The sequence below is a fragment of the Altericroceibacterium xinjiangense genome, assembly GCF_003958635.1.
Taxonomy (GTDB): domain Bacteria; phylum Pseudomonadota; class Alphaproteobacteria; order Sphingomonadales; family Sphingomonadaceae; genus Altericroceibacterium_A; species Altericroceibacterium_A xinjiangense.
In genome coordinates this window covers 151,413-164,271 of record NZ_RSEK01000002.1, presented here as the reverse complement: position 1 = coordinate 164,271, position 12,859 = coordinate 151,413, and the positions used below count along the sequence as shown (strand labels likewise).

Below are 12,859 nucleotides of genomic sequence, written 5' to 3'. Positions count from 1 at the left end.
TACCGGCCGAAACAGGGGCTGACATGGATACCTTCTACCTGATCCTGGGGATCGCGCTGCTGGTGCTGGTTGCGGTCGATGCGCTGTGGACCGCGTTGTGGGTGGATGGCGGTGCGGGACCGCTGTCCTCCCGCATGTCCACCTGGCTGTGGCATAGCCTGCTCGGCCTGGTCGGCTCCCGCCACCACCGGGGCCTGAGCCTGTTCGGCCCGTTCTTCCTGGTCTTCGGCTTGCTGACCTGGATCGGTCTGCTGTGGGCCGGCTGGGTGTTCGTCTTCGCCGGCGAGCCAAGTTCTCTCCAGCATTCGAGCGACAAGAGCTCCGCTGACTGGGCGGGACGGATCTACTTCGTCGGGTACATGATGTTTACGGCGGGGAATGGCGACTACAAGCCGCAAGGAGATGTGTGGCAGCTGGTTTCAGCGGCGACCAACGCCAGCGGCATGATCCTGGTCACGCTGGCGCTCACCTACCTTATCTCGGTGCTTTCAGCGGTCGTCGCCAAGCGCGCGCTGGCAAGCGACATCGCCGGGCTCGGCAGCAGTTCGCAGGATCTGCTGCTGACCGGGTGGAACGGCAAGGACTTTCGCTCGCTCGACTTCTCGCTCAGTGCGCTCGGGTCGAGTCTGTCGGCGTTGTCGCAGCAGTACGAATCCTACCCGATCTTGCAGTACTACCACGCTGCACGGGCGGCAAAGTCGCCCATCGTGGCCGTTGCCAAGCTGGATGAGGCGCTGTCGATCCTGCACCACGGCGTGCCGGAGGATATCCGGCCCAACCCTGCCCTGCTCCACGCTGCGCGGTCTTCGGTCGAGAGCTTTCTCGAAACGATGCCGGGCGCGTTCATCGACAAGGCGCCTCACGCGCCGTCCGCGCCCGATCTTTCGAAGCTGCGGGACGCCGGCGTTCCCACCGTCAGTGAGCAGCACTTCGCCTCCGCGCTGGAGGAGGCAAGCGACCGGCGCCGAATGTTGCTCGGCGGCGTGCGCGACGACGGCTGGGAATGGAAGGACGTGACCGGTGAGTGACGTGACGTTCTTCTTCGGAGGTTGGCCGCCGTTGCTGCGGATCGTGGTGGTCGGCACCCTCGCCTACGCGGCGCTGGTGCTGCTGCTGCGCGTATCCGGCAAGCGGACGCTGGCGCAGATGAACGCGTTCGATTTTGTGGTGACGGTGGCGCTTGGCGCGTCGTTCGGCCGTATCCTGACAGCGCGGCAAGTCGCGCTCGCGGAAGCGGTGACGGCGTTCGCCCTGCTCCTCACCCTCCAGTTCGTAATGGCGCGGGCGCAGCTGCGCTGGCCCTCGCTGGCGAAGGCCGTCAACACGCCGCCCACGCTGCTGCTGTACAAGGGAGAAATCCTGCAGCACGCCATGCACCGCCAGCGCGTCAAGGAGGCGGAGCTGCGGACTGCAGTTCGCGGGCACGGGATCGGAAGCCTGGAGGATGTCGAAGCCGTCGTGTTCGAATCGAACGGCAAGTTTTCCGTCATCCCGAAGAACAAGGTCGGCGGCGGCTCTGCGCTGAAGGAAGTGTCGGCGCAGGAACCGGAAGACTGACGCGCTTCGGAACAAGCGAAAGCGCCGGACTGCTGTCGCAGCCGGCGCTTCCGTTCCTCAGTTGAGGCAGTTCTTCAGGTCAGGAAATTACGTCCGGTCATCCCGGTCTTCCCGCCCGGCAACGTACGTGTGGTGCGGTGCGCCCATTCCAGCGCCAATCACCGCAGCGGCGAAGGCGAGGAGCGACGAGAAGAACGCGTACCAGGCGGCAGTGGACAAGGCTTCGACAGCAGTGTCGGCAGCCTGGGTCGCGTCGGACCGCAGCTGTGCGGTATCGACGTTCTCGACCTGCGCCTCAACCTGCGACCTTACCTGATCGATCTGGTTGCTGATCTGCTGCTGGTTGACATCGACCGGCCCGCTGGCGTTGGCCGCAACCTGCCCGACGTTGAGAACGCCGCGCGCTGCGCCCGACACGGCACCGGTTGCGGTATTCAGCACGCTGCCGACGGCACTGGTTGCCATCCAGAGCGTGAAGATCGTCACCAGAGCCCAGACGGTGGCGCCATGCGCGGTTGCCGAAGGCTTGTTCGGAATGCCGGAAAGCCGTCCGGCGACCCAGCCGCCGATACCCATGGCGATGATGCTGGTCACGACCCACCAGATCCCGGCACCGATCCCGATGCCGTCAAGAGGGCTGCTCGTGGTCGGTTCGATGGACCCGAAGCCGATTGCGAGGCCCAGGAGTCCCAGAAGGAAGGTCACGCCCAGTGCAATGAAGGCACCGGCAAAGATTGCGCCCCAGGAAACTCTTTTCAGCAGAGCGGGTGCTTCGGTCGCACTGACTAAAGTCCCGTCAGTATGAGTGGTTCGAATTTCGGCCATTGATCGTATCTCCCCTTATTACGGGAACATGAACGGTCCCGACAGGAAGGCGTTCCGTGCCAGTCATGGCCAAATTTGATCAAACCAGTTCAATTACATCGGCAATCGAATTGAGCACGCGATCCGGACGATAAGGAAACCGTGCTATATCAGCAGCTTTGGTCGATCCGGTGAGAACCAGAATAGTTTCCAGCCCCGCCTCGATACCGGCGACGACGTCGGTATCCATCCGGTCTCCGATCATGGCCGTTGTCTCGGAATGGCCGTCGATCCGGTTCATCGCGCTGCGGAACATCATCGGGTTGGGCTTGCCGACAAAATAGGGCCTTGCCCCGGTTGCCTTGGTGATCAGCGCGGCGATGGAGCCGGTGGCCGGCAACGGGCCTTCCGGCGAAGGAGAGGTCACGTCCGGGTTGGTGGCGATCAGCCGCGCTCCGGCTTCGACCAGCCGGATTGCGCGGGTGATCGCTTCGAACGAATAGGTCCGCAGCTCTCCGATCACGACGTAGTCGGGCGCGGTGTCGGTCATGGTGTAGCCCGCTTCGTGGAGCGCCGTCGTCAGACCCGCCTCTCCGATCACGTAAGCGGAGCCGCCGGGGCACTGCCGGCGCAGGAATTCCGCCGTTGCCAGCGCGGAAGTCCAGATCGCGGATTCCGGCACCTGCAGCCCGGCCCGGGTCAGCCGGGCCGCGAGATCGCGCGGGGTGAAGATCGAGTTGTTGGTCAGCACAAGGAAGCGCCGTTCCCGCTCGATCAGGCGGTCGATGAACTCGGCCGCGCCGGGAAGCGCCGCCCCTTCATGGACCAGGACGCCGTCCATGTCCGTCAGCCAGCATTCGGGGCCCTTGCGATCCGTCATCGTTCTTCCCGCTTTCCTGCGGCCCGCATCATGCGGGCCGTGATGCAGGTATCGGGGTTCTGCCGGTGCCGCAATCGCGGTCAATCATCGCGTTCAGGCGGTGTGCTTCGCGATGTACTGCTCTGCGTCCTTATCCTGCGCGTCGATCCCGCCCGCGTTGCCGTACCGATAGCCGAGGAACCGGACGGCAAGCTCATGCCGGTCCTGCAGGGAAGCGTTGCGGCGGAAGTCGGTCAGGGCCTGGCGTTCTTCTTCCGCCATGTGCTTGCTGTTTTCGACGTTGGCCTTCTGCACGGCGGCAAACCATTCATCCGAGCCGACCTTGTGCTGTCCCACGGCGGCGGCGGCGTCGCGGATGTCGTTGTGGTCCTCGATCGCGTCGGTCGTCTCTTCCTCCGCGCTGTCAGCGTCGTTCGCGCCGGTGCCGACTTGCAGGAGATCGGGGTAGAAGAACTTTTCTTCGGCTTCGGCATGGACATCGAGCAGGTTGTGCAGCTGGCGCCAGAATCCCTCCAGCACTTCCGGATCGGCCCCGCGCATCTGCTCCAGCGCGGCGAAGCGGGTGCGCAGTTGGTTGTGCTCTTCGAGAATGACCATCGTGATATCCATGGGATTGCGTCCTTTGTTACGATTTTCGGATGTTGTGCGAAAAACGGCAGCCTGCGCGGATCGGTTCCGGGATGAATGGGCCGTGTTGCCGCAGGCGGTTTGCGCGCCTAAACGAACCCCATGAAGCGCACCCATCTGCCGTTGAACGCCTTGCGCGTGTTCGATGCCGCCGCGCGGCACTTGTCGTTCACCCGCGCGGCGGACGAACTGGCCGTGACGCCCGCCGCCGTCGGGCAGCAGATCCGGGCGCTGGAAGACGTGCTGGGCGTGGTCCTGTTCCGCCGCACCAGCAAGGGGCTGGAACTGACCGACGAAGCCGTGTCCGGACTGGACCCGCTGCGCGAAGGATTCCTCCGCTTCGAGGAAAGCGTCCAGGCGATGCAAGCCGGACAGGCGAGCCACAGCTACACCATCGCGGCCCCGCGCGAATTCTATGCCCAGTGGCTGGCGACGCGTCTCGCCTCCTTCCGCAGGGACCACCCTGAAGTCCGCATTCAGCTGATCGGCGGGGAGGATGTCGATTTTACCGAAGCCAATCTGGATGTCGCGGTGCGGCTGACCGAAGGCCCGGGCGATCTGGAAGGCGTGCAGCTTGCCCCGGCGCAGCGCGTGGTCGTCGCCGCCCCCGATGCTCCCGACGACTGGATCGCGTGGTCCGGCGCACAACTGCCGGATGATGCCGAGCCGGCGCTGCAGGCGGGCAATGCGGGGCAGGCGCTCGCGTCCGCCCTCGCCGGCATGGGCAAGACGATCCTGCCGATGCTGCTGGTCGAGGATGCGCTGGCCGACGGGCGGCTGGTCGCGCTGGAAGGACCGGAGGAAGGACGCCGCGCCTACTGGCTGATCGCTCCGCGCCCGCAATGGCGCCAAGCCAAAGTCCGCGCGCTGATCGACCACCTGACGCAAGGCGCCTGACGGCCTCAATCATGACCGAGGCACGGCAGCAACCGCGCGATCCGATCGCCTGGCATGCGCTTGTCGCCGCGGCGTTCCTTGGCTTGTGCCTTATCCGCCTGACGATTCCGTCGTTCCTCTATTTCGACGAGGTTCACTACATTCCGGCCGCCCGGGTGCTGATGGCGCTGGATCGCCCTGCGAACATCGAGCATCCGCTGCTGGGCAAGGAAATCCTGGCGTTGGGGATGAGCCTGCTGGGCGACCGGGCGCTGGGCTGGCGGCTGCTGCCGGTGATGTTCGGCACGCTGGGCCTGTTTGCGGCCATGCGGGCGCTGTGGTTCGCCTCATGCTCGCGCTATGCCAGCGTGGTTTGCGGCGTGCTGCTGATCACCGCGTTTCCGCTGCTGGTCCAGTCGCGGATCGCGATGCTGGATATCTTCGCGGTCGCCTTCATCCTGCTGGCGTACTGGGCGATTGCCGCCGCGCTGCGGGAGAACGAGACGGCGCGCCGGCGGCTGGCGGTCGCTGGGGTGATGCTGGGTCTTGCCCTTGGATCGAAGTGGAACGCCGCGCCGTTCATCGTGCTGCCCGGGCTGGCGTTCCTGGCCGCCCGGCTGAAGTGCGCCGGGCACCGGGCGCTGTTCACCCGGCGCTGCCCCCCGATCCGGGGCGTGAGCCTTGCGGAAGCGGCCCTGTGGCTCGGCGTGGTGCCGCTCGCCGTCTATTCCCTCACCTACGCGCCGGCGTTTTTCTATGCGACTGATCCGGTGCCGCCTTTCGGGCTGATCGGGCTGCACGCACAAATGCTGGAGCTGCAAGGCCAGGTGGTCGAGCCGCACACGTACATGAGCCGCTGGTACGAGTGGGTGAGCGACTGGCGCGGCATCTGGTACTTGTACGAAGTGGCCGACGGCGCGCAGCGCGGAGTGCTGATGATTGGCAATCCGCTGCCGATGCTGGCGGGGCTGCCCGCCATCGCGTGGTGCCTGTGGGCCGGGATCGCCCGGCAGCGGTGGGACGCGCTGGGGGTGGCGGTTCTTTACCTTGTCGGAGTGCTGTTCTGGGCGCTCGCGTCGAAGCCGGTGCAGTTCTATTACCACTACGTGCTGCCGAGCTGTTTCCTGATGGCGGGCCTTGCGCTGGCGCTGGAGGAGTTGCGGCAGCGCGGGCATCGGTGGATCCCGCTGCTGACGCTTGGCGCATCGGCGGCGCTGTTCGTGTACTTCTATCCGATCCTGACCGCCGCCCCGCTGGAAACCGAGCAGTCCTTCCTCAACTACACGCCGATCCCCAGCTGGCAGTAAGTCAGCGGAATCGGCCCCAGACGAAGCGGCTGGACAGGGCATAGTTCCACATCGAGCCGAGCACGATCCCGGTGAGCGAAGCCAGCACCCAGTGGAGCCCGCGCGCGTGGAGCATCGTTGCCACCGCGACGTTAGCCAGCGCGCCGACCAGACAGGTGGCGCAAAAGCCCAGCCATCCGGTCAGGATCACGCGGGCGCCGGTCAGTTGCCGGTCACGGTAGGTCAGGAAGTTGTTGAGCCAGAAGTTGAACGTCATCGCCGACAGCGTCGCCGCCGCTTGCCCGAACCCGTATGTCCAGCCCAGCCCGCGATAAAGCAGCGCCAGCACGATCATGTGCACCCCGATACCCAGTCCGCCGACCGTGCCGAACAAGGCGAAGCGCGTCGGGACGATCCGGCCAAGGTACCGTTCGTACAAGGCCACCAGGAATTCGAACGCGACGGCCCGATCCAGCTTGCTTGCCCCGGCGGCTCGTCGCCCGAAGCGTAGCGGGAACTCCTTCACCCGCAGCGGCTGGTGCGCGGTAAGCAGGATATCGAGCAGGATCTTGAATCCGATGCCGGAAAGGCGGGGCGCCTGGCTGCGGACGGTTTCGGCGCGCAGCAGGAAGTACCCGCTCATTGCGTCGGTGAGGTCGCTGCCGGTCAGCTTGCGGGCCAGCGCGTTGGCGAGGCGGGAGCCTTTTGTCCTGCGCTCGCTTGCCAGCCCTTGAGCATCGCCGCCTGCGGCAAACCGCGACGCGCAGGCAAGATCGTAGTCTCCTGAGGATACCGCTTCCAGCATTCGGGGAAGCAGGCGCGGATCGTGCTGGTGATCGGCGTCCATCACCGCCACGAAGGGCGCGGCCGTGGCGCAGATCCCCTCAATCGCGGCGCTGGCCAGCCCGCGACGGCCAATTCGCTGGATCACTCGTATCCGGGGGTCAGCAAGGGCAATGCGCCGTGCTTCCTCGGCAGTGCCGTCCGCGCTGTCATCGTCGACGATCACCGCTTCCCAGCCGGACGGGCCAAGCGCCTCGGCCAGCCGGTCGATCATCGGGGCGATGTTGTCCCGCTCATTCAGTGTCGGCAGGATTACCGCCAGCACGAGCGGATGCGCGGCCTCATCGGCGCGGCGGGCAAAGTCGGCGCGAAGCAGGTTCATTGCACGCCGGCGATAGCCGGGTCAGAGCCGCGCGACCACCGCGTCGCCGACTTGCGACGTGCCGGCAGTCCCGCCAAGATCGGCACCCTTGATCCCGTCGGCCAGCGCCTTGGCCACGGCGGTTTCTATCCGGACCGCCTCGGCTTCCCGGCCGAACGAGTGGCGCAGCATCATCGCGGCGGACAGGATCATCGCCATCGGGTTGGCCTTGCCCTGCCCGGCAATGTCCGGCGCGCTGCCGTGGATCGGTTCGTAAAGCCCCTTGGTGCCGAACTGCGTCTGCGTCTCTCCCAGCGAGGCGCTGGCCAGGAGGCCGATGGAGCCGACGCACATGCTCGCCTGATCGGAGAGAATATCGCCGAACAGGTTGCCGGTGACGACCACGTCGAACTGGCCCGGATCGCGCACCAGCTGCATGGCCGCGTTGTCGACGTACATGTGGCTGAGCTGGACGTCGGGGTAGTCCTTCGCCACCTCGATCACCACGTCGCGCCAGAGCTGGCTGGTTTCCAGCACGTTGGCCTTGTCCACGCTGGTCAGCTTCTTCTGCCGGCCTTGCGCCGCGCGGAAGGCGACATGCGCGATGCGGCGGACTTCGTCTTCGGCATAGGACATGAAGTCGAAGCCCTGGCGGCGTCCGTCGTCCAGCGTGCGGATCGCCTTTTCGCCGAAATAGACGTCCCCGTTCAGTTCCCGCACGATCAGCAGGTCGATCGTGCGCGAGATCTCGGGCCGCAAGGCGGACAAGTCCTCCAGCCCGGCGAACATCTGCGCGGGCCGCAAGTTGGCGAACAGGCCGAGCGCCTGCCGCAAGCCGAGGATGGCCTGTTCCGGCCGCAAATGCCGTTCAAGAGTGTCGCAGGTCGGATCGCCCACGGCGCCGAACAGGACCGCATCGGCGGCTTTCGTCATTTCCAGGGTTTCGGGCGGCAGCGGATGGCCGTGACGGTGATACCCGATCCCGCCGACGTCGCCTTGCCACAGGGTCACTTCGGGCAAGCGCAGCGCATCGAGCACCTTCAGCGCCTCGACCATGATTTCCGGGCCGATCCCGTCGCCCGCCAGAACCGCAATCTTCATCCGTCCATTCGCCCCAATCGTTCCCGCAACAACGCGCGGGCGGCCATAACATCGCCGCGCCGGTCGGCAAGCAGGTAGTGTTCAAGCGGGGCGGACAGCCGGTCCATTGCGGCAAGGACGGTGGTAAAGTCGGCTTCGCTTTCCGGCCGCTTGCCACCCCCGTAACCCAATTCCCGCAGGACAAGGATCTCGTAGTCGACCAGCGCGCCGGCCCAGCCCCGGGCGGAGGGCGCATGGCAAATCGCGGACAGCAGCCCGGCCAACGCTGGGTAGAGCCGCGGATAGGGCTGGCGTTCGGGCAAGGCGGTGGCCGTCAGCGCGCAGGCCCAGGCGATGGCGGAAGCGGGCAGCGGCTCCCCCAGCCACGGCCCGCGGCTTTCGACCAGTTCCAGTTTTGCGAACGGCAGCTGGCTTTCGGAGCGGACAGACAGTTGCAGGTCCACCCGGTTGCCGGGGATGACCACCGGCCGTATCCGCCGCCCCCGCCCGCCGGCGACATAGGCGGCGATGAGCCCGTATTCCTCGGTCAGCAGGCGGGCGATGACCGCCGTTTCGCCGTGCGGGCGGGCGGCGACGAGGATGGCTGGCGCGCGGACGTGCAAGATCGACTCGCGATCCGCGCCGGCCGCGTGTTACGCCTGGTTCAGCAGTTTCGCCTCGAGAACCGCGATGCGCGCTTCCAGCCGCTCATTTTCCTCGCGCGCCCTGGCGGCCATGTCCTTGACGGCGTCAAATTCCTCGCGGCTGACGAAATCGATCCCGCCGAGAGCCTCCTTCACTCGCTCGCGCGCGCTTTCCCGCGCCTCGCGAGTCATGCCGGCAAATGTGCCCGCCGCACTGTTGGCGAGCTTGACGAAATCGGTGATGAAGGGGTTCTGGCTTTGCATGACGCGAAAATGGGACGGATCGGCGCGTTCGGCAAGAGCGATTACGCCCCGGAAGCGAGCTGGGCAGGATTGAGCTGGAGGAACTGCCAGTTCAGCACGGTCGCGAACAGGACCCACGCGAGATAGGGCAGCAGCAGCGCCCCGGCCAGCGGCCGCACGCGCCAGAACAGGACCACCGTCGCGATTACCGCCACGTCGATCACCAGCAGCAGGATCATCGCATCGGCGATCCGGTGCAGCGCGAAGAACACGGGCGACCACGCGAGGTTAAGCACGAGCTGGACCAGGAACACTCCGATGGCCGGCTTGCGCCAGCGTCCGTCGTCGGCAGCGCAGACCAGGGCCAGCGCAATACCCATCATCACGTAGAGGATCGACCAGACGATCCCGAACGTGGCAGGCGGCGGGTAAAGCGCAGGCTTTTGAAGCGCCGAAAACCACGGGTTTTCCGCCGCGCTGCCGGACAGCGCCCCGGACCCGAGGCCCAGCAGCACCACGGCGGGCACGAGGATGAGCGCCCAGCGCAGGAACCGGCCGGACCGGGACGAGGATGAGGCTGTCGGGCTGATCAAAAAATGCTCCTGCTACCCGCTAACGATGAAGCCGGTCCGGGGGCGATGCAAGTGCGGCGAAGTGCCGGGCCTACCCTCGCCGGGCGGAAACCAGGAACTCGACGTTGCCCTCGGGGCCGGTGATCGGGCTTTCGACAATGCCGTCGATCTGCCAGCCCTCGCCTTCCAGCCAGCCGCGCACGTCGTCGCAGACGCGCTGTTGCAACGCCGGATCACGCACGACCCCGCCCTTGCCGACTTCCCCCTTGCCGACTTCGAACTGCGGCTTGATCAGCGCCACGAGGCGGCAGCGTTCGGCCGCGAGCTTGAGAGGGACTTCCAGCACCTTGTGCAGGGAAATGAACGACGCGTCGCACACCACCCAGTCGCATGCGGCATCGATCAACCCGGGCGTGAGCAAGCGGGCGCTGGTCTGTTCCAGCACGATGACGCGCGGATCCTGCCGCAATTTCCAGGCTAGCTGGTTGGTACCCGAATCGACCGCGAACACGCGTTCGGCGCCCCGCTGAAGCAGGACATCGGTGAACCCGCCGGTCGAACTGCCGATGTCCATCGCCACCGCGCCCGCGGGATCGAGCGCGAAGTGATCGATTGCATGGGCCAGCTTGACCCCGCCCCGGCTGACCCACGGATGATCGCGTCCGCGCACGTCGATTTGCGCGTCGTCGGCCAGTTGCTGCCCCGGCTTGTCGATTCGCTTCTGGTTGGAAAAGACCAGTCCGGCCATGATGATCGCTTGTGCCCGGGCGCGACTTTCCGCCAAGCCCCGGGACACAAGCAGCTGATCGATGCGTTGCTTCGCCATACCGCACTCGCCTAGGACCACCGTACCGGAGCCGCAACACGATGAGGGTCATGACCGTCCGCCAATTTCACATCGCCTGTCCGCTCGCCCTGATGCTGTTCGCAGCAGCGTGCGTGCCGCGTGCGCCGGAAGTCCCGGAAAGCACCCCCACCCCGACGCCCGCGCCTGTGTCCCAGCCGCAGCCGGCCGCAGCGCCGCCCAGCGTCGTCACCCCGACGTTCGACAACTGGATGGACGCGCCGCAGACCCCCGGAGACTGGAGCTACCGTCAGGCGGCCGGGTGGACGGAGGCACTGTTCGGCGACGGAAACGGCGAGCCGCTCCTCGTGTTTCGCTGCACCCGGCAAAGCCGCACGGTTCAGCTGATTCGCCGCGGAAGCGCCACGGCCTCGGTGCCGATGCTGATCCGCAGCGAAGGCCAGGATCGGACGCTGACCGCGCTTCCTGCCCCCGGGCCCACCCCCGGCGTCGTCGCGACGATCCCCGCCAATGATTCGCTGCTGGATGCGATTGCGTTCTCCAAGGGCCGTTTCGCCGTCGCGGTGGAAGGCCTGCCGACGCTCTATCCCCCCAGCTGGCCGGAGATCACCCGGGTGATCGAGGACTGTCGGTAACGATCGAATAGGCTGGCGATGCGGCCGCAGAAGCAACCGGCTGCGGGACCTGTGAAAAACTTTTTTTCAGGTCTTGTGTTTGGCCCGCAAAGACTCAAATATCTCCCCAAGGCCAGCGGTTACCGCGGCCTTGGCCCCCGGTGAAACGAGGGGTCTCGGCTCAACAGCGCGAAAGGAGGTGATCCGATGTCTCATGGTTCAGCAGGGAGGTCGGTACGTTTCCGCACGGAGCATTATCGTTTCTGAAAGCTAGACGATAAAGGCTTTGTGGGCGGCACTTCCGGCCGCTGACCATGCGAAAGGTCGCTTCGGTACACCCGGAGCGGCCTTTCTCATTTTTGGTGGTGGGGCAGCCGCGTTGTCTGGGCTGGAGAACTTGTCCGGGGCGGTTGCGCGAAGACGGGGCCGTCCTTTTCCTTTGGGCCGGTTCTTCGTTCTGCTCCTTTCGGTTGGCTCACGGCTTGCCAAGCCTTGCCTCGGCTGGCTAGGCAGGGCCAAACCGGCTCTCGGTTTTCAGATTATTTCAAGTCACTTGCTGATTGCGCAATAATCGTTCATTCGGCGGGCGAATAGAGCAAGGATCGTAAGACATGGCGAGTCTCGCCGGAACTGCCCCGATGGAATTTTCCCGCGTGCCGCACCCGGCCCCGGTGCCGGGCGCCAGCCGCCAGCAGGCGATTGCGGATCCCGGGTTCGGCCGGATCTTCACCGATCACATGATCTCGATCGACTGGGATGAGGCAAGCGGCTGGCACAGCGCCACGCTTGGCCCGCGTGTGCCGCTCAGCCTCGATCCGGCAACGGCCGTGCTCCACTACGCGCAGGAAATCTTCGAAGGTCTGAAAGCCTACAAGCTCGACGACGGGACGATGGCGCTGTTCCGGCCGGATGCGAACGCACGCCGGTTCAACGAATCGGCCGCGCGACTCGCCATGCCGGCCCTGCCGGAGGACACCTTCGTCGAGGCGGTGCGCCAGCTGGTGCTGATGGACAGCGACTGGTTTCCGGACGTGGCGGGCGGATCGCTGTACCTGCGGCCATTCATGATCGCGACGGAGCCGTTCCTCGGCGTTCGGCCAGCGAAGCAGTACAAGTTCCTGGTGATCGCCAGCCCGGCCGGAAACTACTTCAAGTCCGGCTCCCCCGCCGTGTCTATCTGGGTTTCGCGCGATTACACCCGCGCCGCACCCGGAGGGACCGGTGCGGCGAAGTGCGGCGGCAACTACGCGGCGAGCTTGGTCCCCCAGGCCGAGGCGATCCAGCGCGGACACGATCAGGTCGTGTTCCTCGATGCCGAGGAGCACCAGTGGATCGAGGAACTGGGCGGCATGAACCTGTTCTTCGTGTTCGACGACGGATCGCTGATCACCCCGCCGCTAAGCGGCACGATCCTGCCCGGGATCACTCGTGACAGCCTGATCACCCTTGCCCGTGAGGAAGGCCTGACGGTGCGGGAGGAGCGCTATTCAATCGACCAGTGGCGGCAGGATGCGGCCAGCGGCAAGCTGACGGAAACGTTCGCCTGCGGCACCGCTGCCGTCGTCACCCCGGTCGGGCGGGTGGCCGGACACGATGGGGAGTTCACCATCGGCTCCGGCGGTCCGGGTCAACTGACCCAGCGCATGCGGGAACGGCTGGTCGCGATCCAGCGCGGCGCGGCCGCGGACCCGCACGGCTGGGTCAAGCGGCTGGCCTGAGCGGCGCTC

15 protein-coding genes are annotated in these 12,859 nt (G+C 66.0%); 6 read left to right on the top strand and 9 right to left on the bottom strand.

The annotated features are described in order from the left end of the window. Window positions 1-23: 23 nt before the first annotated feature. Window positions 24-1,028, top strand: coding sequence for an ion channel (locus ELY13_RS03040; protein WP_126172407.1), 1,005 nt, complete (start codon window positions 24-26; stop codon window positions 1,026-1,028). Next, entirely contained in the window at window positions 1,021-1,557 is a 537-nt protein-coding gene (locus ELY13_RS03035) for a DUF421 domain-containing protein (protein ID WP_126172406.1), read from the top strand. Before ELY13_RS03040 ends, ELY13_RS03035 begins: the two co-directional genes overlap by 8 nt. Window positions 1,558-1,644: 87 nt before the next feature. Here the strand turns inward: ELY13_RS03035 and ELY13_RS03030 are convergent, their stop codons facing one another. The 3 genes from ELY13_RS03030 to ELY13_RS03020 form a co-directional block, all read right to left on the bottom strand. After that, window positions 1,645-2,382 (bottom strand): hypothetical protein, encoded by a 738-nt coding sequence (locus ELY13_RS03030; protein WP_126172405.1) that lies wholly within the window; start codon window positions 2,380-2,382, stop codon window positions 1,645-1,647. A gap of 79 nt (window positions 2,383-2,461) precedes the next feature. Next, a complete protein-coding gene (locus ELY13_RS03025) occupies window positions 2,462-3,241 on the bottom strand; it encodes an HAD-IIA family hydrolase (RefSeq protein ID WP_126172404.1) in 780 nt (259 codons plus the stop codon). A 93-nt stretch (window positions 3,242-3,334) separates the two neighbouring features. Continuing rightward, window positions 3,335-3,850: a hemerythrin domain-containing protein gene (locus ELY13_RS03020; RefSeq protein WP_126172403.1), complete on the bottom strand. Its 516-nt coding sequence runs from the start codon at window positions 3,848-3,850 to the stop codon at window positions 3,335-3,337. Between the two features lie 120 nt (window positions 3,851-3,970). Here ELY13_RS03020 and ELY13_RS03015 point away from each other — a divergent pair, with 120 nt between their 5' ends. Further along, window positions 3,971-4,765, top strand: a complete 795-nt coding sequence (locus tag ELY13_RS03015; protein ID WP_126172402.1) for a LysR substrate-binding domain-containing protein — start codon at window positions 3,971-3,973, stop codon at window positions 4,763-4,765. A gap of 11 nt (window positions 4,766-4,776) precedes the next feature. Then, a complete protein-coding gene (locus tag ELY13_RS03010) occupies window positions 4,777-6,051 on the top strand; it encodes a phospholipid carrier-dependent glycosyltransferase (RefSeq protein ID WP_126172401.1) in 1,275 nt (424 codons plus the stop codon). Window position 6,052: 1 nt separating this feature from the next. Here the strand turns inward: ELY13_RS03010 and ELY13_RS03005 are convergent, their stop codons facing one another. The 6 genes from ELY13_RS03005 to ELY13_RS02980 all read right to left on the bottom strand — a co-directional run bounded on the left by ELY13_RS03005 (window position 6,053) and on the right by ELY13_RS02980 (window position 10,539). Continuing rightward, complete coding sequence (locus tag ELY13_RS03005) at window positions 6,053-7,195, bottom strand: glycosyltransferase (RefSeq protein ID WP_126172400.1); 1,143 nt, start codon at window positions 7,193-7,195, stop codon at window positions 6,053-6,055. A 21-nt stretch (window positions 7,196-7,216) separates the two neighbouring features. Continuing rightward, window positions 7,217-8,275 (bottom strand): 3-isopropylmalate dehydrogenase, encoded by a 1,059-nt coding sequence (gene leuB / locus ELY13_RS03000; RefSeq protein WP_126172399.1) that lies wholly within the window; start codon window positions 8,273-8,275, stop codon window positions 7,217-7,219. Next, the gene (recO, locus tag ELY13_RS02995; RefSeq protein ID WP_126172398.1) at window positions 8,272-8,877 is read right to left on the bottom strand and encodes a DNA repair protein RecO; all 606 of its coding nucleotides are present in this window, start codon (window positions 8,875-8,877) and stop codon (window positions 8,272-8,274) included. Before recO ends, leuB begins: the two co-directional genes overlap by 4 nt. Window positions 8,878-8,907: 30 nt before the next feature. Further along, a complete protein-coding gene (locus ELY13_RS02990) occupies window positions 8,908-9,162 on the bottom strand; it encodes an accessory factor UbiK family protein (RefSeq protein ID WP_126172397.1) in 255 nt (84 codons plus the stop codon). Window positions 9,163-9,203: 41 nt separating this feature from the next. Beyond that, complete coding sequence (locus tag ELY13_RS02985) at window positions 9,204-9,734, bottom strand: TspO/MBR family protein (RefSeq protein ID WP_338142319.1); 531 nt, start codon at window positions 9,732-9,734, stop codon at window positions 9,204-9,206. Window positions 9,735-9,804: 70 nt separating this feature from the next. Next, complete coding sequence (locus ELY13_RS02980) at window positions 9,805-10,539, bottom strand: TlyA family RNA methyltransferase (protein WP_126172396.1); 735 nt, start codon at window positions 10,537-10,539, stop codon at window positions 9,805-9,807. Window positions 10,540-10,589: 50 nt separating this feature from the next. On the opposite strand from ELY13_RS02980, the gene ELY13_RS02975 reads away from it, so the two are divergent. Next, window positions 10,590-11,153 carry a hypothetical protein gene (locus ELY13_RS02975; protein WP_126172395.1) on the top strand — a complete coding sequence of 188 codons (564 nt, stop codon included), beginning with the start codon at window positions 10,590-10,592 and terminating at the stop codon, window positions 11,151-11,153. Between the two features lie 590 nt (window positions 11,154-11,743). Continuing rightward, window positions 11,744-12,850 carry a branched-chain amino acid aminotransferase gene (locus ELY13_RS02970; RefSeq protein WP_126172394.1) on the top strand — a complete coding sequence of 369 codons (1,107 nt, stop codon included), beginning with the start codon at window positions 11,744-11,746 and terminating at the stop codon, window positions 12,848-12,850. The last annotated feature ends 9 nt before the right edge of the window (window positions 12,851-12,859 follow it).

What these genes read in the sequence shown, in the direction of transcription:
- ELY13_RS03040 (WP_126172407.1), top strand. Translation starts at nt 24, where the DNA reads ATGGATACCTTCTACCTGATCCTGGGGATCGCGCTGCTGGTGCTGGTT.
- ELY13_RS03030 (WP_126172405.1), bottom strand. Translation starts at nt 2,382, where the DNA reads ATGGCCGAAATTCGAACCACTCATACTGACGGGACTTTAGTCAGTGCG.
- ELY13_RS03025 (WP_126172404.1), bottom strand. Translation starts at nt 3,241, where the DNA reads ATGACGGATCGCAAGGGCCCCGAATGCTGGCTGACGGACATGGACGGC.
- ELY13_RS03020 (WP_126172403.1), bottom strand. Translation starts at nt 3,850, where the DNA reads ATGGATATCACGATGGTCATTCTCGAAGAGCACAACCAACTGCGCACC.
- ELY13_RS03015 (WP_126172402.1), top strand. Translation starts at nt 3,971, where the DNA reads ATGAAGCGCACCCATCTGCCGTTGAACGCCTTGCGCGTGTTCGATGCC.
- ELY13_RS03010 (WP_126172401.1), top strand. Translation starts at nt 4,777, where the DNA reads ATGACCGAGGCACGGCAGCAACCGCGCGATCCGATCGCCTGGCATGCG.
- ELY13_RS03005 (WP_126172400.1), bottom strand. Translation starts at nt 7,195, where the DNA reads ATGAACCTGCTTCGCGCCGACTTTGCCCGCCGCGCCGATGAGGCCGCG.
- leuB (WP_126172399.1), bottom strand. Translation starts at nt 8,275, where the DNA reads ATGAAGATTGCGGTTCTGGCGGGCGACGGGATCGGCCCGGAAATCATG.
- ELY13_RS02990 (WP_126172397.1), bottom strand. Translation starts at nt 9,162, where the DNA reads ATGCAAAGCCAGAACCCCTTCATCACCGATTTCGTCAAGCTCGCCAAC.
- ELY13_RS02980 (WP_126172396.1), bottom strand. Translation starts at nt 10,539, where the DNA reads ATGGCGAAGCAACGCATCGATCAGCTGCTTGTGTCCCGGGGCTTGGCG.
- ELY13_RS02975 (WP_126172395.1), top strand. Translation starts at nt 10,590, where the DNA reads ATGACCGTCCGCCAATTTCACATCGCCTGTCCGCTCGCCCTGATGCTG.
- ELY13_RS02970 (WP_126172394.1), top strand. Translation starts at nt 11,744, where the DNA reads ATGGCGAGTCTCGCCGGAACTGCCCCGATGGAATTTTCCCGCGTGCCG.